At 42.0% G+C, this 23435-nt stretch carries 18 protein-coding genes and 1 riboswitch; of the genes, 17 read left to right on the plus strand and 1 reads right to left on the minus strand.

Annotation, left to right across the window (positions count from 1 at the left end):
• The 3 genes from U5O15_03030 to ftsY are packed head-to-tail and all read left to right on the plus strand — an operon-like array spanning position 1 to position 6075.
• Positions 1-1536: an SPOR domain-containing protein gene (locus U5O15_03030; GenBank protein MDZ7859632.1), complete on the plus strand. Its 1536-nt coding sequence runs from the start codon at positions 1-3 to the stop codon at positions 1534-1536.
• Between the two features lie 29 nt (positions 1537-1565).
• Positions 1566-5171, plus strand: a complete 3606-nt coding sequence (gene smc / locus U5O15_03035) for a chromosome segregation protein SMC (protein ID MDZ7859633.1) — start codon at positions 1566-1568, stop codon at positions 5169-5171.
• A 10-nt stretch (positions 5172-5181) separates the two neighbouring features.
• Positions 5182-6075, plus strand: a complete 894-nt coding sequence (gene ftsY / locus U5O15_03040) for a signal recognition particle-docking protein FtsY (protein MDZ7859634.1) — start codon at positions 5182-5184, stop codon at positions 6073-6075.
• 78 nt (positions 6076-6153) lie between these two features.
• Here ftsY and U5O15_03045 read toward each other — a convergent pair whose 3' ends face one another.
• The gene (locus U5O15_03045) at positions 6154-6948 is read right to left on the minus strand and encodes a hypothetical protein (GenBank protein MDZ7859635.1); all 795 of its coding nucleotides are present in this window, start codon (positions 6946-6948) and stop codon (positions 6154-6156) included.
• Between the two features lie 166 nt (positions 6949-7114).
• A riboswitch (FMN riboswitch) is annotated at positions 7115-7236 on the plus strand.
• A 107-nt stretch (positions 7237-7343) separates the two neighbouring features.
• Here U5O15_03045 and ribD point away from each other — a divergent pair.
• The 14 genes from ribD (at position 7344) to U5O15_03115 (ending at position 23435) form a co-directional block, all read left to right on the plus strand.
• The gene (gene ribD / locus U5O15_03050) at positions 7344-8462 is read left to right on the plus strand and encodes a bifunctional diaminohydroxyphosphoribosylaminopyrimidine deaminase/5-amino-6-(5-phosphoribosylamino)uracil reductase RibD (GenBank protein ID MDZ7859636.1); all 1119 of its coding nucleotides are present in this window, start codon (positions 7344-7346) and stop codon (positions 8460-8462) included.
• A gap of 1 nt (position 8463) precedes the next feature.
• On the plus strand, positions 8464-9045 hold the full coding sequence (locus tag U5O15_03055; protein MDZ7859637.1) for a riboflavin synthase: 582 nt from the start codon (positions 8464-8466) through the stop codon (positions 9043-9045).
• 33 nt (positions 9046-9078) lie between these two features.
• A complete protein-coding gene (locus tag U5O15_03060) occupies positions 9079-10335 on the plus strand; it encodes a bifunctional 3,4-dihydroxy-2-butanone-4-phosphate synthase/GTP cyclohydrolase II (GenBank protein ID MDZ7859638.1) in 1257 nt (418 codons plus the stop codon).
• Positions 10336-10800, plus strand: coding sequence for a 6,7-dimethyl-8-ribityllumazine synthase (ribH, locus tag U5O15_03065; protein ID MDZ7859639.1), 465 nt, complete (start codon positions 10336-10338; stop codon positions 10798-10800).
• 12 nt (positions 10801-10812) lie between these two features.
• Positions 10813-11220 carry a transcription antitermination factor NusB gene (gene nusB, locus U5O15_03070; GenBank protein ID MDZ7859640.1) on the plus strand — a complete coding sequence of 136 codons (408 nt, stop codon included), beginning with the start codon at positions 10813-10815 and terminating at the stop codon, positions 11218-11220.
• A 106-nt stretch (positions 11221-11326) separates the two neighbouring features.
• Positions 11327-12100, plus strand: coding sequence for a class I SAM-dependent methyltransferase (locus tag U5O15_03075; protein ID MDZ7859641.1), 774 nt, complete (start codon positions 11327-11329; stop codon positions 12098-12100).
• A complete protein-coding gene (locus tag U5O15_03080; protein MDZ7859642.1) occupies positions 12075-13220 on the plus strand; it encodes a glycosyltransferase family 4 protein in 1146 nt (381 codons plus the stop codon). Before U5O15_03075 ends, U5O15_03080 begins: the two co-directional genes overlap by 26 nt.
• 19 nt (positions 13221-13239) lie before the next feature.
• Positions 13240-14199, plus strand: coding sequence for a lysylphosphatidylglycerol synthase transmembrane domain-containing protein (locus U5O15_03085; GenBank protein ID MDZ7859643.1), 960 nt, complete (start codon positions 13240-13242; stop codon positions 14197-14199).
• A 92-nt stretch (positions 14200-14291) separates the two neighbouring features.
• Positions 14292-16838 carry a DUF2723 domain-containing protein gene (locus tag U5O15_03090; GenBank protein ID MDZ7859644.1) on the plus strand — a complete coding sequence of 849 codons (2547 nt, stop codon included), beginning with the start codon at positions 14292-14294 and terminating at the stop codon, positions 16836-16838.
• A gap of 19 nt (positions 16839-16857) precedes the next feature.
• On the plus strand, positions 16858-17811 hold the full coding sequence (locus tag U5O15_03095) for a GDP-mannose 4,6-dehydratase (protein MDZ7859645.1): 954 nt from the start codon (positions 16858-16860) through the stop codon (positions 17809-17811).
• Between the two features lie 13 nt (positions 17812-17824).
• Positions 17825-18760 carry a glycosyltransferase family 2 protein gene (locus U5O15_03100; GenBank protein MDZ7859646.1) on the plus strand — a complete coding sequence of 312 codons (936 nt, stop codon included), beginning with the start codon at positions 17825-17827 and terminating at the stop codon, positions 18758-18760.
• Positions 18753-19904, plus strand: a complete 1152-nt coding sequence (locus U5O15_03105; GenBank protein ID MDZ7859647.1) for a glycosyltransferase — start codon at positions 18753-18755, stop codon at positions 19902-19904. The genes U5O15_03100 and U5O15_03105 overlap by 8 nt, the downstream gene beginning before the upstream one ends.
• 17 nt (positions 19905-19921) lie before the next feature.
• Positions 19922-20815 carry a glycosyltransferase family 2 protein gene (locus tag U5O15_03110; protein ID MDZ7859648.1) on the plus strand — a complete coding sequence of 298 codons (894 nt, stop codon included), beginning with the start codon at positions 19922-19924 and terminating at the stop codon, positions 20813-20815.
• Between the two features lie 157 nt (positions 20816-20972).
• Positions 20973-23435, plus strand: a complete 2463-nt coding sequence (locus tag U5O15_03115; GenBank protein ID MDZ7859649.1) for a YfhO family protein — start codon at positions 20973-20975, stop codon at positions 23433-23435.

The following is a 23435-nucleotide window of genomic DNA, read 5'->3' on the forward strand; positions in this document are numbered from 1 at the left end:
ATGACAAATAGTGATTCCAGAGACGATTCTCTGAGAAATAATGATGGATACGGCAGAGATGTTTACTCAATTTCCCTGAGTAAAGAAAAAATGATAAAGTTTATCGAGGAGGGGGATTATTCTTCTACAAATTATCTTGATCTTTACGAAGAAATAGGCAGAAAGCTGGAGGATAAAATCACAGAAAAGGGGTGTGTGTCATTTTTCCTTTTCTCTTTAGGTGAGGACAGGATTACAAGAGATTTTTCAGTTCTTCAACTTGCTCATTTCTTTTCCAGAAAGGGAAAAAAGCTCCTTATTGTGGATTGCGATTTTCTTAGTCCGGGTCTGAACGGGCTTGTTGACAATGTTGAAGAACTTGGGTTTCTTGATCTCCTTTTATACGGAAGTTCATTAAAGTCTGTGGCCAGACCGATTGGAATCGAAGGTGTTAAAACAATAGGTCCGGGGTCATTCCCCGTTTCAAGAACGGTTCCTTTCGCCACGAAGGAGTTTGACAGAGTAAATCATTTCCTTCGTGAAAGAAATGATGTTATTCTATATTGCTCCACACTTTATTCAGACAGCAATGAAATAAATCCTCTTATTAAATTTGTTGATGACGCGGTTATTTCCTGCCGGGCTGAAGAATTTTCGAAGGGGAAGCTCAGAAAGATCCTGACTGATCTGGAAACATCCGGTTTTCCATCAGTAAAAACGATTTTTTTCGGCGGTTTATTAAGTGGGCAAGCCGTGGCAGGAAAAGAGGAAAAACGGCGGGAGGAAGAAGTTAAGAAGGAAGATATAAAAAAGAAAAAGAAGCTGGAAAGACAAGAAACTAAAGGGGAGATTGCAGATGGGGGGATAGGAGGCAAGGTTCCCTCGGATGGGGAATCCGGCGACATTGAATCCGGATTCATAGAGAAAACAGAAGAGATTGAACCTGAAGATGAATTTCCCGGAAGAAGGATAAATCCGCTTCGAATAGTTCTGATAACTGCCGCTTTCTTTATAGTCGCTTTTGCGGCGTGGATGTTTATGAGGGGATGTTCGTCAAAAGAAAAGAGAAGTAGCGAGAGGATTAATAAAGCTGTTCAGACAATGCAGGAAGCCAGTAGAGATAACAAGAAAGATGTTAACGAAGATGCCGGTAAGAAAGAAGAGACAGATACAGAGAAAGAAAGCGGTGTAATTCCCGTGGCCGGAGTTGAAGATTCCCTGCAAGAAGCTTCTGAAAAAGAAGCCTCAGGGGTTTCTCCTGATGAGGCAGAAGCCTCTAAAGCGGATAAGATAGAAGAAGACGTAAAGCCGCCGGCGGATTATTATTCTGTTCACATAGCTTCATTCAGGGATATAAAGAACGCGGGGGATGAGGCTGAGTATTTTGAGAAGAAAGGGTTTGATGTCTTTGTAACAGAAGTAACGGTTAAAGATACTAAATGGTTCCGCGTGTTGGTTGGAAGACACAAGACAAAGAAGTTAGCAGGTATAACGAAGATGAAATTGCTGCCGTTGAAAAGAATTGGTTATGCTAGAGTGGTTAAAGTGGACAAATAACTGGATTTAAACTTTGGAGGAAAATATAAGTGAGTCTGGCAAAATTAAAAGTTTTCGGGTTTAAATCTTTCATGAATCCAGTAACTCTCGAATTTAACAAGGGAATTACCGCGATTCTGGGTCCAAATGGCTGCGGGAAAACTAACATTGTTGATTCTGTCAGGTGGGTACTTGGGGAAAGAAGCGCCCATCAACTTAGAAGTAATAAGATGGAAAATGTTATATTCAATGGAACTCAGTCGCATAAACCTGTCGGTTACGCGAAAGTAGATCTGACACTTGATAATGAAAAAGGAACTTTTCCCCTGGAATATTCGGAAATTGTGATAAGCAGAAAGGTCTATCGTTCAGGAATAAGTGAGTATTTCATTAACAAGACTCCCTGTCGTTTGAAAGATATTAAGGAATTATTTGCCGATACAGGAACGGGAAGTCATTCTTACGCTGTTATTGAACAGGAGATGATGGATTATGTGCTGAAAGATTCTCATGGTGAAAGAAAGGAGATGTTTGAAGAAGCCGCGGGCATTGTTAAATACAGAATGAGAAGAGAAGAAGCTAAAAGAAAACTGAAATTGACCCAATCGGATCTTCTCCGTCTTGACGACATAATGGATGAACTCGGCAGGCAGGTTCGTTCCCTTCGTTATCAAGTTGGAAAGACAAAGAGATATAAAAGGTTAAAGGATAAGATAAGGGGTTGGGAACTTATTCTTATACGTAATAAACTTGCCGGTTTTCTTGAAGATAAAGTTAAAGAGAAAAGAGAGCTCTCGGAAATACAGCAGCTTTCCGGCAGGGAAATGGTTTCAACGGGGGAAATTGAAAGAGATGTAGAAGCCAAGAAACTCGAACTTGTGGAAATTGAGAAGAACAGCAGGGAGTTTCAGGATAAACGTTATGATCTAAGGAAGAATATCCAGTCGATTGAAGAAAGAATAATTCAGATGTCGGAACGCCGCGGAGAAATGCAGAGAATAATCGCGAGAGCTGAGAGTGAAATAGAGGAAGCGAAAAAACGAATCGATAAGATTGCAGGCAGGATTGACGCCGTGAGTTCCGAATGTGAAAGGATTTCTGAAGAAATAGAAGACAGCAGAGAGAAAAATGCCGATTTAGAAAAAGAACACAAAGAGGTTTCAACAAAGGCGGAAGAATTAAAAACCAAACTCTTTAATCTTAAACAGACTCAGCTGAGTTTTGTTCAAGACCAGGCCAGATTGAAGAATGACATCGAGCATTACGAATCTGTTCTCAGCGAACTTGATGCGCGTATTTCAGACGAGAGAGACCAGCTGCTCGGACTGGAAGAAGAAAGCTCCAGATTGTCAGGTGAGAAAGAAGAGGCCCATTCAGAGGTTGAATCAATTCAGCGGCATTTGAACAAAAACAAAGATAGCCGAAAGGAACTGTCTGAAAAGGCCGGTGAAGTTAAAGAGAAATCGTCGAAGCTGGAGAAATCACTCTCGGAAAGAAGAACAAAGCTAGCGAAGTTGAATAGCGAATATGAGCTTTATTCAAAGATGATAAAAGAATTTGAGGGTTTTCCATCCGGCGCGAGACACGTTCTAAAGAATGGAAGCAGTTATGTTATAGGTCCTATAGCGGAACTTTTAAGCGTAGAAGATAAATTCCATACCGCCCTTGAATCAGTTCTTGGAGGTATGCTTGACGCCATTGTAGTAAACGATTTCTCGGGGGCGGTAGAACTTGTCGGAGAACTTGAGAAAAACAGTCTTGGCAAGGCGAGGTTCCTTGTCGAGGGTCCTGATACCGGTGATAAAGAAGAGATCGGGAATATTAACGGACTACTTGGGAAACTGAGTTCCTTTGTTAAAGCCAAAGATGATGTACGCGGGTTTGGGGTTAATTTTTTCAGCAGAATACTGGTTTTTGAAAAGACGGCTCACGCGGTAGAATTTATCAGAAGACATTCTGATAATTTGCCCTACGATGCCGTCAGCCTCTCAGGGGTCTTTCTACGCCGAAGCGGCGAGCTGTATTTTTCAGGGATGGAGGAGAATGAAATATCTCTGCTTGGAAGATCTGAACGGGTTGATCAAATAGAGAAAAAGATAAACTCCCTGGAGAAAGAGGTGGAAACTCAGGAGGGTAGACATAGAGATTATATCGAGAGTTATGATGACCTTCAGAATAGAATAAATATTCTTAGTGATGAGTATTTAGCGGCAGAGGAAGAACTCGCGTCCAAGAGGGATGAACTTCAGGAAAAAGAACGGAATTATATAACAAAAAAAGAAAAATGTAATCTCAAGAGCAAATCACTTCAGGAACTCGAGGAGTCCAGAAAAGATGTCCTTTCACGGTTAGAGGAAGTAAGACTGTCTATTGAAATGAGGCGTAATTCGGATGATGCTCTGCAAATATCTTCAATGGAGGAAGATCTGAAGAGCATGCTGGAAAAGAAAGAAGAAATAGAGAGCGTTATTACACAGCGGAAAATCTCCTTTGCTTCTTTTCAGGGCGATTATGAAAAGAAGAAGGAAGAAATTCGCGGATTACGCGAAATGCAAACTCAGTTCAGAGAAGTGATTCAGCAAAGGGGAGAGGAAATAAGTTCCCTCGAGAGTGAATCTATTGAGAATGAAGAGGGGTTGAAGAGAGAAAGAGCTGTTGTTAAAGACTTACTCGAGAAAGAAAGGCACTTTCAGAGCAAAATAAACGACTTTAGTGATAAGTTGGAAGATAAAAGGTCGGATATTACGGGGATTGAGAAGGATCTTAAAGAAAAGCAGCAGCGTAAGGAGGACCTTGTTTCCCGGGAGAATCAGATCCGAATAAATATTTCCGCCCTTGAAACGAAGATGAACGACGCGATTGATGTGGCAAACGATCTGTATGGTGAAGATTACAGGTGCTATCTTGAGGGTATTCAGATCCCTCTTTCAGAGGAGGAGAAGAGGATTACCTATGATATGCTGGTCGGAGAAAAGGAAAAACTCGAGAGAGTAGGGCCTGTCAATCTGGCGGCCGTTGAAGAATATGAAGAAAAAAAGGAACGCCTGAATTTTCTTGAATCTCAGAAGGAAGATCTTATTAAAGCAAGGGAAGAATTAGATGAAGCAATATCAAAAATAAATACAAAAGCGCGGAAGTTGTTCAGAGAAACCTTTAATCTGGTAAAGGTGTATTTTTCTGAAATTTTTGAAGTTCTTTTCGAAGGCGGGGAAGCCAACTTGTCACTGAGTGAGAACAGTGATCCTCTCGAAGCTGATATTAATATTTCCGCGAGGCCGAAGGGGAAAAGACTTCAGGATATATCACTGCTTTCAGGCGGTGAACGCGCTTTAACCTCACTCTCTCTCCTCTTTGCTCTTTACAGAGCGAAACCCAGCCCCTTCTGTATTCTCGATGAGGTTGATGCTCCCTTAGATGACTCTAATGTACAGCGGTTTGTACGTATGGTCAAAAAGTTTTCGGATGAAACCCAGTTTATTGTGGTCACTCATAATAAAATAACAATGGAGATGGCTGATTCACTTCTGGGTGTTACGATGCAGGAAAAGGGCGTTTCAACAGTAGTAGGTGTTGATATAAAGAAGGTTGAGGATATCCTTTCAAAGAACGAAAAAACAGCAAATAAGTTGAAAGAAACTGCCGTTTCACAGAATTGACAGGGTCATAATGGCAAAGGGAATCTTCAAAGGTCTGGAGAAGACACGGGAAAAATTTATCAGTCCTCTGCTTGATCTGTTTAGATCCGGAGAGCTTGATGATTCGAGCATTGAAAAAATCGAGAGGCTTTTGTTTTCAGCGGATTTGGGTTTTGAAGCTACCGAGAGGATCGTTGAGCGTCTGAGTGGAAAAAACTGCCGGGGAGAAAATGATGAGGTGTTGGATATTTTAAGATCTGAACTTCTCGATGTTATCGAAAGTGTTCCCGACTATAAACAGCCGGAAGGTAATCCGAGAGTTATAATTGTTGCCGGAGTAAACGGTGTGGGGAAGACTTCAACGATCGGGAAACTGGCAAGGCGTTTTCAGAATGAAGGCAAATCTGTTTTATTCGCCGCTTGTGACACATTCAGGGCGGCCGCGATAGAGCAACTTCAGCTATGGGCACAAAAATGCGACGTTCCTGTTGTAAGGCAGCAAATGGGATCTGATCCTGCCGCTGTAGCTTTTGACGCCGTAAGCTCAGCCAGATCTAAAGGTATCGATATTGTAATAATAGATACAGCGGGACGTCTGCATACTAAGAAGAATCTTATGAGAGAACTGGAAAAGATATTCCGCGTTCTTTCAACCAGATTTGATGATATCGGGTTGGAGGGGTGGCTGATTATCGATGCCAATTCCGGACAGAACAGTATCAGACAGGCTGAGGTTTTTGTTGAATCTTTGCCCATTACGGGAATGATAGTCACTAAACTCGACAGCACTTCCAAAGGTGGAGTAATAATACCAATACAGAATAAACTTAACCTTCCCGTTCTGTATATAGGTGTTGGTGAGGGAATAGACGACCTGGCAGATTTTGACCACAAGTTGTTTGTGTCAACTCTCCTCTCCGGTTAGTCCTGTTTTTTATATCTCTGTGTGGATGCAACTAGAACGCTTGAACTTTTTTCCTTCTCTGACAGGCATTTATGAATATCATTCTTTCTTGATATATTTCCGCATGAAATCTTTTCCATAGGCGCGTTCCGCCTCCAGCTTGTTATGTCTCTCGCAGAGAAGCCTCAGGTTGCCGGGGGAGTTATCACCTCCCCTGGCAAACTGGAATATGTGATCGATCTGAAGATTCCAGGTTGAATCACACATCTTTCCGTTTCTGCCCGCGAAGCTGCAGAGCCCTTTATCTCTCCTATAGACTTCATCACGGACAGCGGCCGGGATATTGCGGGTTCTACGCCCTCTATTTTTCTGCTCCCTCTTTTTGTTATCTCCGGAGACAGTCTTTGTTTCTCTCTTTTGAGAGCTTTTTTGTTTTTTTCTTCTCTCTATTCTTTTCTCAGGGCTGCGGCGCTTCAAGTATTCATCCATAACTATATTAAATAACATCTCAAAACTAACACCTGCCGGGTATTTTCTTGAAAGTTCGGATCTGATCCTTTCAAGTTTCTTTAAGAATTCAGGGTCCACCATAAATTCCACCTTAAATTTCTGTTTCACCTCTGCCTCTTCAGCAGAATCAGTTTCAACGTCGGGAGTGATTTTCGCGCCCTGCTTACCGGAATCTGTCTCAACGTTGAGACTTTTACTGTAATTATTAACACCAGGATCACTACCGGCGCCGGTGGTAAATATCTTGCCACTTTCTCTTTTTCCTATCTCCGGACTTTTCCCCTCTGAACTATTTGTTCTAAGGAATATCGGTTTGATTGTATCGAAATAATTTTCCCCGGGGGAGTACCTGGCCACAATTCCTTCTACACTTCTTGTGGACATATTTTTTAATTAATTTCAAATAATAAGTGCAATTTAAAAAAGCTCAATTCAATTAAACATCAGATTAACGAAACATTGAGAACAATTCAAAATACCGCGTGTTCTTGACTATAATTGTTAAAAAGATTATATTGCGGAAAAGAAACGAAGTTTTAATGTTTCTATTTTAAACCTTCGGGGCGGGGTGAAATTCCCCACCGGCGGTAAAAGTCCGCGAATGGGTGGAAACCCATTGACTCGGTGGAATTCCGAAGCCGACAGTAACAGTCTGGATGGGAGAAGGTAAAGATGAGACAGCAAGCTTCAACTGCTATCAAATTCATATTAACCCTTTTCCATTTAAATACCAGAGATGCCCGAAGTTTAGTTTTGTTTTGCTGACTGGGGAGTTTCTTTTGAACTCAGATGAATTGTATCTAGGGAGAGCTATTGAGCTTGCCAGGAAAGGTATTGGAGATACTTTCCCTAACCCCAATGTCGGCGCTGTTGTTGTTTCAGACGGCAGAATTGTCGGGGAAGGGTATCACAAGAAAAAGGGTGAGCCCCATGCTGAAGTTGAAGCTATCAATGAAGCCGGCTCTGAAGCACGGGGGGGTACTATTTATCTGAATCTAGAGCCATGCTGTCACTACGGAACGACACCGCCCTGCACCGAACGAATAATACAGGCAGGTCTTAAGCGTGTTGTTTTCAGTATATACGATCCTGATCCCAGGGTTAGCGGAAAGGGGGCGCGAATCTTGAGGGAAAACGGGATCGAAGTGGAAACGGGTGTTAAATCGTGGGAGGCTATGGAAATAAATCTTCCTTTCATTCACAGGTGTGAAACAGGCAAACCCCTGGTTATTTTGAAGTTAGCTTTGACCCTTGACGGTTGTTTAACCGTGGAACCGAACGGATGGTTTACTTCGGAAGAATCAAGAAAGTATGTTCATTATTTGAGAGCTCTAACTGATGCTGTTGCTGTCGGGATTGGGACGGTAAAATCGGATAACCCCGTTTTGGACAGGCGTTTTTTTGAAAGGAAGTTGCCACCGCCTGTCAGGTGTGTATTTGATTCGAAACTTGATTTTCATCTTGAGAGCTCCTGGTTCAACGACGGCGAAAGAATTATGATTTATTGTTCGGAAGACGCGAATACGGCTAAGGCAGAATCTCTGAAGGAAGCAGGGGCTGAGGTTATTCCATTATCTGAAAATAACGGCAGGATAGATCTTGAAAGATGGATTGAAGATCTTTCAGAAAGATCAATCCATTCTGTTCTTGTAGAGGGTGGAGCCGGCATAGCAACCTCTTTTATAAAGAAGCGGCTTGCTGACAGAATGTTTATATTTTTTGCTTCACGAATTTCCGGAAAGAAGGGGCTTTCTTTCTTTATGGAAGACGAGGAGCCGGATTGGATTAAAGGGGGAGGGTTGAACCCAAGCCGTGTTTCTCTGTCCGGAAGTGATATTGTTGCCGTATATGATAATCCGGTAATTGAAGGATATTTCAAGAGATTGGCGGGCGATTGAGTTGTTTACAGGTTTGATTCAGGAAGTGGGAAAGGTTGCCTTCCTGCGCAGGCATTCGCGGGGAGCGGGTCTCTCTGTAAAAATGGCTGGGAATGTTGACGTTGGAGAGAGTATCGCGGTAAATGGAGTATGTCAGACAGTAAGCCGGGTTCTCAAAGACGGCTTTGAATGTGATATCCTGCCGGAAACGTTAAGAGTCACTAACCTCGGTGAGTTGAAATCCGGCGCGAGTGTTAATCTCGAGAAAGCCCTTTTGCCGGGTGATAGAATGGGAGGTCATATTGTTAATGGCCATGTGGACGGTGTTGGTACCGTAAGAAAATTATCGAAAAGACCTTATTCCTTGAATATTAAATTAGAAAAAGAGATGTTCGATTATATTGTCCCGAAGGCTTCTATAGCGGTAAATGGAATCAGTTTAACTATAGGTCCTGAGCCGGGCAGCGGGTGTTTCGATGTTTATATTATTCCTCATACGTGGGAAAATACGAATCTCAGATTTGTCCGCCCCGGAAACAGAGTGAATATTGAAATTGATATTCTTGCCAGGTATGTAAAAGAATTCACGCGTAAACTAAAATAACGGAATAAATATAAAGCTGAGAGGTGAAAGATAGTGAAAAATTTTTGTACGGTTGAGGAAGCGATCGAAGAAATACGCCAGGGAAGGATGCTAATAGTAGTTGATGATGAAAACAGGGAAAATGAAGGGGATATTGTGATGGCCGCGGAAAAAGTGGATGCGGATGATGTTAACTTTCTGGCACATCACGCTAGAGGACTTATCTGTGTTTCACTGGAGAATGAACGGGCCGATAAATTGGGACTTGATATGATGGTTAAGAAAAACACCGCGAGGATGGGCACTTCTTTTACCGTCTCTGTTGACGCGAAAAAGAACACAACAACCGGGATTTCAGCTTTTGATAGAGCGGTTACGATAAATGCTCTTGTTGACCCGGACACAAAACCTGAGGATCTAGCCAGGCCCGGACATATATTTCCTCTGAAAGCCGTAAGGGGAGGGGTCCTTCGCCGGGCGGGACATACAGAGGCGTCAGTTGATTTTGCGAGACTCGCGGGGCTTCATCCGGCGGGTGTTTTGTGTGAGATTATGGCGCCGGACGGCAGTATGGCAAAGAGACCGGAGCTTATTGAAATGGCGACCAAATTTGATCTTAAGATAGCCACAATAACCGATTTGATCGAATACCGGAGGCGCAAAGAAAAATTAGTAAGGAGGGGGGCGAGAGCTTCACTCCCGACGAAATACGGGGAATTTGAACTTTTCTCTTATGAAGGCAGTATTGACAAGTCTGTGAGTGTCGCGCTTGTTATGGGGTCTCCTGAAAAGGACGAGAGCCCGCTTGTAAGGGTTCATTCTCAATGTCTTACCGGCGACGTGTTCGGATCACTTAGATGTGATTGTGGAAATCAGTTGAATAAAGCCCTGGAGATGATAGCTGAAGAAGGAAGTGGAGTATTTCTTTATATTCAGCAGGAGGGACGGGGGATAGGACTGATGAACAAGGTTCGGGCTTACGAGCTTCAGGATAAAGGCAGAGATACAGTCGAAGCGAATATTGAACTGGGATTCCCCGCCGATTTACGAGATTACGGAATAGGCGCCCAGATTCTTGCCGATCTGGGGCTGCACAAAATAAGGCTTATGACAAATAACCCAAAGAAGATTGTCGGGCTTAAAGCTTATGGGTTGGAAGTGATCGAGAGAGTGCCGATCGAAATTGCTCCTAACAGGAGGAATATAAAATATCTTTCATGCAAGAGAGATAAACTCGGACACATCCTGAAGGATCTCGATAAGACAGAAGAATGGAGAAATCTGAATCAAACCAATGGAAAGGAGAAATAAATGGTTATCGAAAAAGCCGGAAATCTCTTAGGCAAAGGAAAGAAATTCGCTATAGTAATTGGCCGTTTTAACGAGCTTGTTACGGGGAAGCTGCTCGAAGGAGCTCTGGATTGTCTTGAAAGACACGGTGTGGATAAGGATAATATTACTGTCTGCCGTGTTCCCGGATCTTTTGAGATTCCACAGGCGGCAAAGAAGCTGGTGTCAACGGATATTGACGGTATTATTTGCGCCGGCGCTTTAATCAGGGGAGATACACCTCATTTTGATCTGCTTGCAAGCCAGGTTGTCAAGGATGTTTCAAATATAGCCGTCAGTTCAGGTATGCCCGTATCGTTTGGAATTATAACGGCGGACACACAGGAGCAGGCACTGGAAAGAGCGGGCAGTAAGGCGGGGAATAAGGGATGGCAGGCAGCTATGTCGGCACTCGAAATGTCTAATCTATTCGATGATATTGGATGAAAAGGTGAGGATTTGAGTCGAAGAAGAAAAGCCAGGGAAATAGCCCTACAGGCGTTATATGCCGTGCAGTTATCTTCTCAGGATTGGGAAAAAGCGCTCAGCGAGAATGTTTCAAGGCGTCATTCCAGCGGAGAAGCTGTTGATTACGCGGAGGCTTTGGTCGAGAGAGTTGTAAAGGAAAGTGGAAAACTGGATTTAATGATAGAGGAAGTTCTTGAGAACTGGGATTTTGAGAGAATATCCGTTGTAGATCTTTTAATATTGAAAATAGCTCTTGTCGAGCTCATCCATTTTCCGTCTACACCAAAGAATGTTATAATCAACGAAGCAGTTGAAGTGGCGCACCGGTTCAGTTCAAAAAATGCCGGCGAATTTGTTAACGGTATTCTGGACGAACTTGCCAGCCGGATTCGTGATTGAATCGATAGAAAAGCGGGTATTTGAGTAAAATGGAATAAATACTGCTTTTTTTACGCAAATGTTTCCCGGTAATTTATAGTGGTATTATTATTTGAGGTTACATAATATGAGTGAAAAGCACATCTCTGAGAAAAGGCACTGGAACAGTTTCTGGGAACAGTCACCTGACGTTAATCAGGTTTATGACAATGAGGAAAGAGTAAGCAGACATTTTACAGAAATTGTCCCGCCTGAAGGTTTGAGGATACTTGAAGTTGGAGCCGGCTCGGGAAGAGACGGGATTTTGTTCTCCCGAATGGGAGCAAGGGTTGTTTCTCTGGATTACAGCAAAAGTGCGCTGGGGCTGGTTAAATCACAGCTTTCGAGTGGTGATTCCGTGGACCTCTGCTGTGGTGACGCGTTTTCTCTGCCCTTTAAAGATGAAACGTTTGATCTTGTTTTTCACCAGGGACTTCTGGAACATTTCCGAAATCCGGACGATATGATAAAGGAGCATAAGCGGGTTATTAAGAAGGGTGGTTATCTTCTCGTGGATGTACCACAACGGTACCATTACTATACGGTTGGTAAACATCTGCTGATATCTCTGGGAAAATGGTTCGCGGGATGGGAGACGGAGTACAGCGTGAAAGAGTTGGAGAGAATGCTGGAAAGGCAGGGGCTGACCGTTGTAAAGAGTTATGGTGAATGGTTGAATCCCCCTATATGGTTTCGAATGCTTCGGAAAGGACTTGTCAGGTTTGGAATAAGAATTTCTATGTATCCGGCGGTTTTCTCAGCCCTGAGAAAAATCTTTCAAGGTCCGAGAAGATTTATTCTTAACATGAGATGTACTCTTTATACAGCAGTTGTCATTGGAAGTATTGCCCGGAAAGATTAAAGGAAGGTTTGTTTTGAGGTTTCTTGCTCTGAACTGGAGAGATATAGAACATCCCGAAGCCGGCGGAGCTGAGGTGCATCTGCATGAAATACTTACTTTCCTTGTTAAGTGGGGACATAATGTGACACAAATTTCTTCCGCTTTTCCCGAAGGAGAATCCCAGGCAGTAGTCGATGGAGTAAGGATTCTAAGATCCGGACACTGGTTTGACGCGAATTTCACATTGCCTATCTTTGCCAGGCGTATAATGAAATCGAATACTTTTGATGCTGTTATTGAAGATATAAACAAACTTCCCTTTTTTATGCCCCTTTATACAGATATCCCCGTTCTTGGAGTGGTACCCCATCTTTTTGGCACTACAGTATTTCGTGAAGCAAATTGGTTGATAGGTTCATATGTTGTTATTATGGAAAAACTTATACCATATATATATAAGAACAACCGATTTATGGTTATAAGTCCAAGTACTAAAAGTGACCTTTCCGGCAGGGGAATAGCCCCCGACAGAATAGATGTTGTATTATGCGGTCTGAATCACCAGCTATATCGTAATCTTGATCTGGAGAGGAATGAAGATCCGACGATAGTTCATCTGGGAAGGCTTAGAAAATATAAGAGTGTTGAAATAGCAATCCGGGCGGTAGAAATTATAAGAAAAAAACTACCTAAAGCAAAGCTCTTGATAATTGGAGACGGGCCCTATAAATCAGTACTTGAAGATACCGTTGAGAAAGCAGGCATGGAAGAGGCAGTTGAATTTAAGGGGTACATGGAAACGGAAGATGTTGTAAAGTGTCTTAATAAGGCGCATCTTCTGATTAATCCGAGTCCGAAAGAGGGATGGGGATTAACGGTTGTGGAGGCGAACGCCTGCGGTATGCCTGTTGTAGCAAGTGACAGGCCGGGGCTTAGGGATTCCGTATGGGTAGGTGAAACAGGATATCTCGTTCCCTACGGTGATGAGAACGCGTTCGCGGAAAAGTCCCTGGAATTGCTTTTGAACAGGGACCTCTGGAGTAAGATGAGCAAAAACGCTCTGCGGCGCGTAAAAGAGCTTACATGGGAACGTTGCGCCCGCGAGAGTGAATCAATTTTAAAGAGAGTAGTTGAAGGTTGATAAACCGGAGGAGTTATTGTTGAAAAGAAGAAAAATCCTCTTTCAATGGGTTAAAATAATAATCAGTGCCGGGTTGATTACTTTCTTGATCTGGAAAATATCACCGGCCAAAATATCACACTATATCAAAGATATAGATCCATTTTTGCTAACCGCGGCTCTTTTAGTCTTTCTCCTGAGCAGTTTCCTGGGAGCTGTTCAATGGTATATTCTCCTTAAGAAGAGCGAGCTGAATTTGTCTTTCTCCAGGGTTCTTAATCTCTATTTTGTCGGTTTGTTTTTTAATAATTTTCTTCCGGCAAATGTAGGGGGCGACGCATACAAGATATTCGATGTATCAAGGATGGGTAATGACCCATACAAAGTATTCGCGATCACGTTACTCGACAGGATATTCGGTATATTCGGTCTTTGTATCCTGGCACTTGTATCTTCACTGATTCTGCTTCCTTCCGGGGATATAGGCAATATTAGTATGTATATATTGCTTTTCGCGGCTATCGTGGGAGGAATTCTTATATTAATGTTGAACAGGCGGCTGGCAAAACTTCTTAGAAATATTCTTACGCGAATAAAGCTGTGGAATATTGGAGAGCGCCTGGATATAATATTTAATCAGCTTGGAGGGTTGAGAGACCTCAAGTTCTTAATGACTAAAATTGTTTTACTTACTCTTTCAATCCAGTTTTTAAGGATTATGACTCATGTCATAGTAGGAAGATCGATTGGGATGGAGATGTCTATATGGATTTATCTATATTTCTTCGTTTTTGTGCCGCTACTTGGGATAATTATGATTTTACCAATTTCAATAAACGGACTTGGAGTTCGTGAGGGAGCTGGAGTTCTGCTGTTTACCAGCGTTGGGATTCTGGCTGAACAGGCGCTGCTTGTTGAATTCCTTACCTACGCCGTTATGGTTACAGTAAGTTTATCCGGCGGTATACTCTTTTTAAGGAGGAATATAGGCAGTCGATAGGAGAAATATTATTTCCAATTAAGATGGAATTGTTTTAGTTTAAATTAGTAGAATAAGATATTATGATTTAATGGTTTTTAAGGGAAGATGCTATGTCGGAAAAGAGAATACATTATATTATTTCAGTCTTAATTTTTATAGTCAGCCTGACGGTTTATCTGCAAACTATGGCCGCGAGTGTTTCATTCTGGGACAGCGGTGAATTTATAGCAACTTCCCATATTTTAGGTATTCCTCATTCTCCCGGCACCCCCCTTTATGTACTTGTGGGAAAAGTCTTTTCTCTATTACCTCTGCCGCTAACCATTGCTCAGAAAGTTAACCTTCTTTCAGCAGTATTTGGAGCACTTGCCGTTTTAGTGGCATATTTGATTATGGCCGAAGTTCTCAGCCTGATGTTCGGCAGGATGAAAAACGGCTTAGAGAAATTTATCCACTACTCAGGTCCCGCGGCCGGCGCTTTGTATTTAACATTCAGTGATACTTTCTGGTGGAATGCTACTGAAGCGGAAGTATATTCACTGAGCGCGTTTCTGATGGGACTGACTATTCTATTGGCTCTGAAGTGGTATAGAAACCCTGACGGAAAAGTCAGCGCCCCGAAAAGGCAGACAATAATCGAAGAAAAAGGAAAAACTGAGGGAAGTAAAATACTGCTTACACTGGACGAAAAGGGAAAGAAGCATTCCCGCAATCTCGCGCTGTTTATTATTTATCTTTTTTCACTCGGCATCGGATTTCATCTTGGAACTATTCTGACAGCCGGGGGCATATTTCTGCTCTTTTTTATAGTTAAAGAAAAAACATTCAGCAACTTTGAATTTATCGTATTCGGGTTTGGTATGGCTGTTATTGTTGCTGATATGACGATGTACAAGAATTCAATGATTACGGTCGTAGGTTTGCTGATTCTAGCCGTTCTTCTGATATGGACTATATTGTCTGAAGGAAAATTTGCCGTTACAGCGACCGCTCTCTTTCTGCTGGGTCTGTCCGTGCATTTGTTTCTCTATATCCGTTCAGGATTGAATCCCCCGATCGATGAAGTAGATCCCGAAACATGGAGGGCTTTATACGCGCATATTCGACGAGAACAGTATCCCCCGATGAATATTTTTAACAGGAAAGCTTCTCTGATATTTCAGTTTCAGCATTTCTGGGGTTACTTCCGCGAGCAGTTCAGGATGCTCGGTGACATTATGATTGGGCGCTTTAATTTAGGCAGAGCCAGTATGATTATCCCCTTTGGATTGGGGCTTTACGGGATAATTTCAAATTATTACAGAGAGAGGAAAAGCTGGATTGTTAATTTTACGGCTCTGGCCTTGAATTCAATAGGATTGATTCTCTTTCTCAATTTCAGTGATCATGAGGTCAGGGAGAGGGACTACTTTTATAGCGGGGCTTTCTATTTTTTCTCTATCTTTATCGGGATCGGGGCGAGCGCGTTTCTAATTCTGCTCAGGGATTATTTTAAAACCAAAGGGGCTAAATTCAGGCGCCCGACAGTAGCGGTAGGAGTTATTATTATAGTTTTATCGATACTGCCCGCGAGATATCACTGGTTTGAGCATGACAGATCTGAGAATTATATTGCAAGAGACTACGCTTACAATATGCTGGCTTGCCTGGAGCCTGACGCGGTTATTTTCACCAATGGTGATAACGACACTTTTCCCCTGTGGTATATTCAATGTGTCGAAAATTTCAGGAATGATGTATGCGTGGCCAATCTCAGTTTATTGAATACGAATTGGTATATAAAACAGTTAAGGGATATGAAGGCCGGCGCGCCAATTAAACTGAACGATTCAGAGATTGAAAACTTAAATCCCGTAAAACTCAAAGACGGCAGTATAGCCTGGAAACGAGACAGAGCTGTTCAGCATATAATACGGAACTCGATATGGAAACGTCCTGTTTATTTTGCGGTTACAGTTCCGCATGAAGTGTGGGAGCCTTATAAACAGAATCTTGAAATGGAAGGAATGGTGCGCAGAATTGTACCCTACAAGGGGGAACACCTTCTTAATGAATTTTTAATGACAAGGAATTTTGACGATATTTATAAGTACCGCGGGGTACTAACTGACAAAATGAAAAGAGATACGTCGGTATTTAAGAACAAAGACACAAAAACGATGTTTATTAATTTCTCAGTCGCAGCGTTTCAATTAGCTCAGGAGGCGGCGAGAGACGGAGATTATGAAGAAGCTGCCAGTCGGGCTGAACTTTCGATTGAATTTAATTCCTCTTTTGACTACGCGAAGAAATACGCGGGAATCTATTATGTTAGAAACGGGGAGCTGGCCAAAGCTGTTCGACACTATGAAGAGTTGTTAAAGAATTATCCCGAGAGAGCGGACTATTTTACAGGTCTTGTTGCGGTTTACCGTGAAGCGGGAAAACCGGCCATGGCAATTGACGCGGTAGATAAGGGTATTAGGATGTTTCCTGATGAGAGAGATATTTATGCTTATGGTTTCCAAATCTCCGTGGACCTTGGGGATTACAGCCGGGCAAAATCATATATAGATAAATGGCTGGTACGTCATCCGGAGGATTCTGAATTCAGCCGGCTTAAGAGACAATTTGAACAAGAGAGCAAGAGCGATTCCGGATTAAATTTACCGGAATAGAAAAGGGACTTTCTAAATTATGAAGAACAAGGTGTTAGTGACGGGAGCCGCCGGATTTATTGGTTCAAATGTTTGTGAGCGGCTTATCGCGGACGGATATCAGGTGTTGGGAATAGATTCTTTTACTGATTATTACAGTCCGGAACGAAAACGGAAGAATATAGAGAATATTATTTCTGACAGTAATTTTGAATTGTTGGAAGAAGATATCAATGATTTTGATTTTCGGGGGATGATTGAAGGTTACGACTGTGTTTTTCATCTTGCCGCTCAGGCTGGAGTGAGGATGAGCTGGGGGCGGGAGTTTTCGATTTATGTTGATTCAAACATTCTTACAACACAGAAAATCCTCGAAGCGCTTAAGGAAAACGTCAGAACAAAGCTCGTTTATTCAAGCTCAAGTTCAGTATACGGAGAAACAGACAAGCTTCCAATGAAGGAGGAACAGAAATTAAAGCCGCTGTCTCCTTATGGAGTGACAAAGCTGTCCGGAGAACATCTGTGTGAGCTGTATAGAAATAATTATGATGTAAATGCTGTTTCTCTGAGATATTTTACAGTTTACGGGCCGAGGCAAAGGCCTGATATGGCCTTTAGCCGTTTCATAACTTCAGCTCTTGCCGGTGAGGGAATAGAGATTTACGGGGATGGTAAGCAGACCCGGGATTTTACATACATATCGGACGCTGTTGAAGCAAACATATTGGCTATGAAATATGACGGAGAAGAGAGCATCTTCAATATAGGGGGAGGAAGCAGAGTCTCCATACTTGAAGTACTGGAATTAATAAAGACCGGAATTAACGAGGATTTCGATATTACTTTTCTTGACAGGGCTAAAGGTGATGTTCTCGATACATGGGCTGATACTTCAAGGGCAAAAAGGGAACTTGGATTTTCGCCGGAAATCGGTCTCGAAGAAGGTCTCAAGCGGGAAATCAGGTGGTACCGTGATCTCTTAAACTCCCGGTAAATGAGAAGATAATATGGAAAAGAAACATAACATCTCGGTGGTTGTTCCTCTCTTCAACGAGGAGAGGAGTCTCGAAGAGCTTTATAATCGTTTAACGGCCGTGTTGGAGAAAATAGCCAATTATTACGAAATATTATTTGTTGATGACGGGTCGACTGACGGTTCTTTGAAAATTCTCCATTTATTGCGGGAGAAAGACAATCACGTTAAGATAATAAGTTTCCTGCGTAATTACGGCAAATCAGCAGCCCTGTCAGCTGGATTTGATGCCGTAAAAGGTGATATTGTAATTACAATTGATGCTGATCTTCAGGATAATCCCGATGAAATTCCAGGACTTATCGAAGTGATAGATCAGGGAGCGGACCTTGTTTCCGGCTGGAAAATTAACCGTAAGGATCCTGTTACCAAGACCATACCCTCAAAGATTTTTAACTTTGTTACTTCGCTTGTGAGCGGCATTAAACTTCACGATTTCAACTGCGGGCTAAAGGCATATAGGAAAGAAGTTACCAAACGGGTATTAATCTATGGTGAACTCCACCGTTTTATTCCAGTTCTGGCAGCCTGGGAAGGATTTAAAATATCTGAAGAAGGGGTAAGCCATTTCGAAAGGAAATTCGGTAAAAGTAAATACGGCACGAGAAGATTTCTTAATGGTTTTTTTGATCTAATGACTGTTATTTTTATTACTCGACGATCTACTTCACCTCTGCATTTCTTCGGGCGCATAGCTTTCTTCTTCCTGGTAATCGGAGGGTTAATTAATCTGTATTTTCTGATTCAGTGGCTCACAGGCAACGGGTTGCATGTGAGACCTGTTATGGTCGGCGGGATGATCTTGATTGTAATGGCTGTTCAAATCGGCTCTTTTGGATTACTTGCTGAACTCTTTTCATCCCGGACCACGAAATCTTTTTCATTCAGAGAGTATTTAATCGATGATTAATACCGGTGAGAGCGATTGTCAGAGAATTTGTCTTGTTGGACCGGCTTATCCCTACAGGGGAGGTATATCCCATTATAATACAAGACTTGCCGAAGAATTGAGAAAAAAGTACAGAGTTTATCTCGTAAATTATAAACGTCTTTATCCGGAATTTTTATTTCCCGGCAAGACTCAATTTGACGAAAGTAAAAATCCTCTTCTGGTTGATTCTGACAGGGTCATAGATTCTGTTAATCCCTTTTCCTGGATAAAAACAGCAGTCCGCATTATCCGTTTTAAGCCGGATATTGTAATTGTTCAATGGTGGCAACCCTATCTTGCTTTCGCGTTGTCGAAGATATGTTCTATTCTGCGTCTTCTATGCGGCGGAAAAATTATCTATATCTGCCACAATGTTCTTCCTCACGAACGATCGGTACTTGACGGTATTCTCACCAGAATGGCGTTTCTTCCCGCGGAAGGGTTTATTGTTCAGTCAAAGGAAGACAGAGACAATTTGGTTAGAATAAAAAAAAATGCCGATTTTATCCTGAGGCCTCTTCCAATCTTCGATTTTTTCAGAAAAGGAGATATTACAAGGCGGCAGGCGAGAGAAAATATTCAGGCGGATTATGATAATATTATTTTATTTTTCGGTTATGTAAGGCCATATAAGGGGCTGAAGTATCTCCTTGAAGCAATGACCACGATTCTGAAAAATGTACAGGTTCATTTATATGTCGTGGGTGAATTCTATCAGGACAGCTCTTTTTATAAAAACTTTGTCAAAGAGAATGGGCTTTTGGGCAATGTTACTTTTATTGACCGTTATGTTGATAATGAAGAAGTGGAAAATTTCTTTGTTGCCTCCGACCTGGTTGTGCTTCCCTATATTTCAGCTACTCAAAGCGCTATTGTTCAGATAGCCTTGTCTTTTGACAGGCCTGTTGTTGTTACGGATGTGGGAGGGCTTCCTGAAGTAGTCTCGGAAAACAGAACCGGTTTTATCGTTCCTCCGGGGGATGAGAAAGCTCTGGCCTCGGCAGTGACGAAATTCTTCCTCGAAGAATGGAATCTTAAGATGTCACCCTGTTTTGAAGAAGAAAAGAAACGTTTCAGCTGGGAAGGTATGGTTTCCGCTCTCGAAGAACTTTTCAGAAAGTAATATTGGAGAAGATTAAATTGTCTCAAAAATTAATTCACGTGATTGTACTTAACTGGAATGGGAAAGATGTAATAGAGGAATGCCTCGAGTCTCTTTCCGCGGTTGATTATTCTCCTATAGAAATAACAGTGGTAGATAATGCTTCTACGGATTCATCTTTGAAGATAGTGAGGGAAAGATTTCCTCAGGTTAATATTATTCGCAATAAAGAAAACCTATTGTTTGCCGGGGGTAATAATGTGGGCCTTCGGAAATGTATAAAGGAGGGGGGAGAGTTATTCCTACTGTTGAATAATGACACTGTTGCAGCGCCTGATTTTATCTCTGAGATGATAAGGGTTTTCGAGCGTCCCGATGCGGGTATAGCGGGAGCAAAAATATACTATTTTGATAATCCTGAGAGGATATGGTACGGAGGGGGCGGATTTTATCCTTTGATCGCCCTGCCCCGTCATCTGAATATAAGGAAACTCGACAGGGGAATCGATAAAGCAGTAGAAGAGACGGGTTATGTTACTGGCTGCGCGATGATGATAAGAAGGGAAGTATTGGAGCAGATTGGTCTCCTTGATCCCGGCTATGAGATGTATTGTGAAGATGTTGATTTCTGTCTCCGCGCGCTGAAAGCGGGATGGAAATCTTATTATTCTCCCGAGGCTCATGTATGGCATAAAGTAAGTTCAAGCAGTGGCGGAGGTTTTACTCCATATAAACTGGAAAAGAGGATTGTCAGTACATACAGACTTTTCAGACTGCATAAGTCACGGGTGTGGAGAATTCTGGTTTTCCCCCTTTACGGATTTTTATTTGTTTTGCTGGCATTCGCTTTTTCCCTCTCTTGGAACTGGGCTCTTTTCAGAAGCCTTTTCAAGGGCGTTCGGGGTGTATTTGATACTATGAGAAATATGTAGTCAGACATGTTTACTAAAAGATATTAAAATGTTAGAATGTTAAATAGCTTGAGACAACCCTTTGTGGTAAATGTATATAACAGAAGGGACGTTAATTTCCAATTATACCTTTTTAGCGCTGGAACGAACGGATTATATTTTGAAGAGGAGAGTTTGATTGGTTGATATAGATCAGGGACAAAAAGGAGATCTTTCCGGTTTTGATCCTGTTATTAAACTGGATAGGATTTCCACGTGGAAGAGGACATTGATTGTCGGCGCGGTTCTGCTTATTGTTATAGCTGTTTTAATGCCGGGCATCTTTTTTCAGAATAAGATTTTCTTTGTTCCTGACAGCAAGACTCCTGTCAGTTTTGCTTCAGTTGGAAAAGAAGCTCTCGATTCGGGGATATATCCGCTCTGGAATCCTTATCTTTTTTCCGGGATGCCGAGTTTTTCGAGCATGGCCTATAATCCATATGTCTATCCACTAAGCTGGATAACACATTTCTTACATAAATCTCTGGCTTTTCCCAGGATGACCTGGCTTATACTTCATTATTTCCTGGCGGGTGTAGGGATTTATCTATTGTTACGCTCTTTCGGTGTTTTATCTTCAGTGTCGCTGATTTCCGGGGTGCTCTTTATTATGCTTCCGAATTATCTCGCTATGGGAGCTAATGGACACGGTTCCAAGGCCTGCGCTGTGGCGTTTATGCCTTTCGCTGTTCTTTTTGCCAGGCGATTGCTGTCGGGTGATAGAAAGATTATGATGGCAGGTCTTCTCTCTCTTACGCTGGGTGTTCAAATGCTTCGCGGCCATGTTCAGATTTCTTACTATACTTATCTTGTCGTAGGGCTTCTTTTTATCTTCGAGACTGTATATTTGTTCCGGAAGGGTAAGAAGAAGGATTTAGCCGTCAACACTATCCTGATATTCCTTTCCTTTATCATTGCTGCCGGCATAGCTTCTATTCTCATTATGCCCCTGAAACATTACGCTCAGTTTTCTATCAGAGGCGGAGGCGCCGGCGGAGGGCTGGAATACGGATATGCCACGAGCTGGAGTTTGCATCCCAAGGAAATGTTGACCTTTGTGTTTCCATGGGCTTTCGGGTTCGGAAAAATGACCTACTGGGGATACATGCCGTTTACAGATTATCCCAATTATCTGGGAATTGTAACTGCTCTTTTTTCCGGCGCGGCGTTATTTCTTATAAAAACCAGATGGAAGTGGTTTCTCGCCATTACAGCTTTGTTGTCAACTTTATTGAGTTTCGGAAAATTCTTCCCTCTTTTTGGATTTATGTTTAAATACTTTCCGTATTTCAACAAGTTCAGGGTTCCGGTAATGGTGCTTATCGTTCAACAGCTTATGGTTGTCGTTCTCATGGGGCTTGGCATTCAAAAGTTTGTAAACTTGTATAGTGAAGGTGTTTTGTTCAGTTCAAAAAGCAGAAAAGTTTTCAAATATTCTATTATCGCCTGTGCTGTAGTTCTTTTTCTTGTTTTTGTCGCCAGCAGCGGAATACAGGAGAGAATATTAAACAGCCGGGTAGCGGATAAAGTCCGTTATGCCGACAAAGCTGCTGAAGGATTCACAAAAGACCTGATTACAAGAATTTTTCTCCTTACAGCAGTGGCCGCTATTCTACTGGTTGCTTCTGTAAAGAAAATTAGAAAAGGATATTTAATATTAGTCCTCGCCGCTGTCTTGTTCTTAGATCTTTTTCTTCTGAGTAATTCTATAATTCATCCTGAAAGAACATGGGGGCATGAAGGTATGAGGATTGTGAAATCAGGTGAAGAAAGAGAAAAATATAAAGAACCTGACGAAGCGATAAAATTTTTAAAGAAAGACGAGTCATTCTACAGGATATTTCCGGCTCCAGCTGCCGGGTTAGGCAGATGGTCTCACAGCGTTTTTCCTTTCAGCGAGAATAAGTATATGATATCGGGATTATTTTCTACCGGTGGATATCATGCGGCAAAACTGCAAATATATCAGAATGTAATGGATAAAATGTTTGAATTATTCAACAGCAGGACGGTCCCTCTGCAGATTCTTAATATGCTTAATGTAAAGTACATATTTTCTTATAATCCCCTGTTTAATGAAAACGCTACTTTCCCGCTTGTGTGGAAGCAAGGCTCAAAATGTATTTACGAGAACACAAGAGTCCTTCCTCGAATATTTTTTGTTGACAGAATGAAAGTTTTAGAGCCGGAAAAGATGCTTGATTTTATTGCGTCAAGTAAATTTAATCCGGCTAAGCAGGTGCTTCTGGAAAAACCTGTTTCCCTCGAGATAGGATCGGCACAGGGAAGCCATGCTGAGATAAAGAGTTACGGATTGAATTCAATAAAAATAGATGCCCACGTTGAAAATTCATGTATAATGGTTTTAAGCGAGATATATTACCCTGACTGGAGAGTTGAAGTTGACGGTGAAGAAAAAGAGATTCTAAGGGCTGATTACTGTCTGCGGGCATTACCGCTAAAAGAGGGCGATCATAAGATCAATTTTAATTATCAACCTAGAGTGATAGAAGCTTCGTTAACATTATCGATTATAAGCTTTATATTGTCAGTGTTTTTGTCTATAGCCGGGTTTTTAATATTCAGGAGAAAGGTCGGTTGA

The sequence above is a fragment of the Candidatus Krumholzibacteriota bacterium genome (genome assembly GCA_034520215.1).
GTDB lineage: Bacteria > Krumholzibacteriota > Krumholzibacteriia > Krumholzibacteriales > WJIX01 > JAGHBT01.

Excerpts from the sequence above, each read along its gene's own strand:
- U5O15_03030 (MDZ7859632.1), top strand. The coding sequence starts at position 1 with ATGACAAATAGTGATTCCAGAGACGATTCTCTGAGAAATAATGATGGA.
- ftsY (MDZ7859634.1), top strand. The coding sequence starts at position 5,182 with ATGGCAAAGGGAATCTTCAAAGGTCTGGAGAAGACACGGGAAAAATTT.
- U5O15_03045 (MDZ7859635.1), bottom strand. The coding sequence starts at position 6,948 with ATGTCCACAAGAAGTGTAGAAGGAATTGTGGCCAGGTACTCCCCCGGG.
- ribH (MDZ7859639.1), top strand. The coding sequence starts at position 10,336 with ATGGTTATCGAAAAAGCCGGAAATCTCTTAGGCAAAGGAAAGAAATTC.
- U5O15_03075 (MDZ7859641.1), top strand. The coding sequence starts at position 11,327 with ATGAGTGAAAAGCACATCTCTGAGAAAAGGCACTGGAACAGTTTCTGG.
- U5O15_03090 (MDZ7859644.1), top strand. The coding sequence starts at position 14,292 with ATGTCGGAAAAGAGAATACATTATATTATTTCAGTCTTAATTTTTATA.
- U5O15_03095 (MDZ7859645.1), top strand. The coding sequence starts at position 16,858 with ATGAAGAACAAGGTGTTAGTGACGGGAGCCGCCGGATTTATTGGTTCA.
- U5O15_03100 (MDZ7859646.1), top strand. The coding sequence starts at position 17,825 with ATGGAAAAGAAACATAACATCTCGGTGGTTGTTCCTCTCTTCAACGAG.
- U5O15_03105 (MDZ7859647.1), top strand. The coding sequence starts at position 18,753 with ATGATTAATACCGGTGAGAGCGATTGTCAGAGAATTTGTCTTGTTGGA.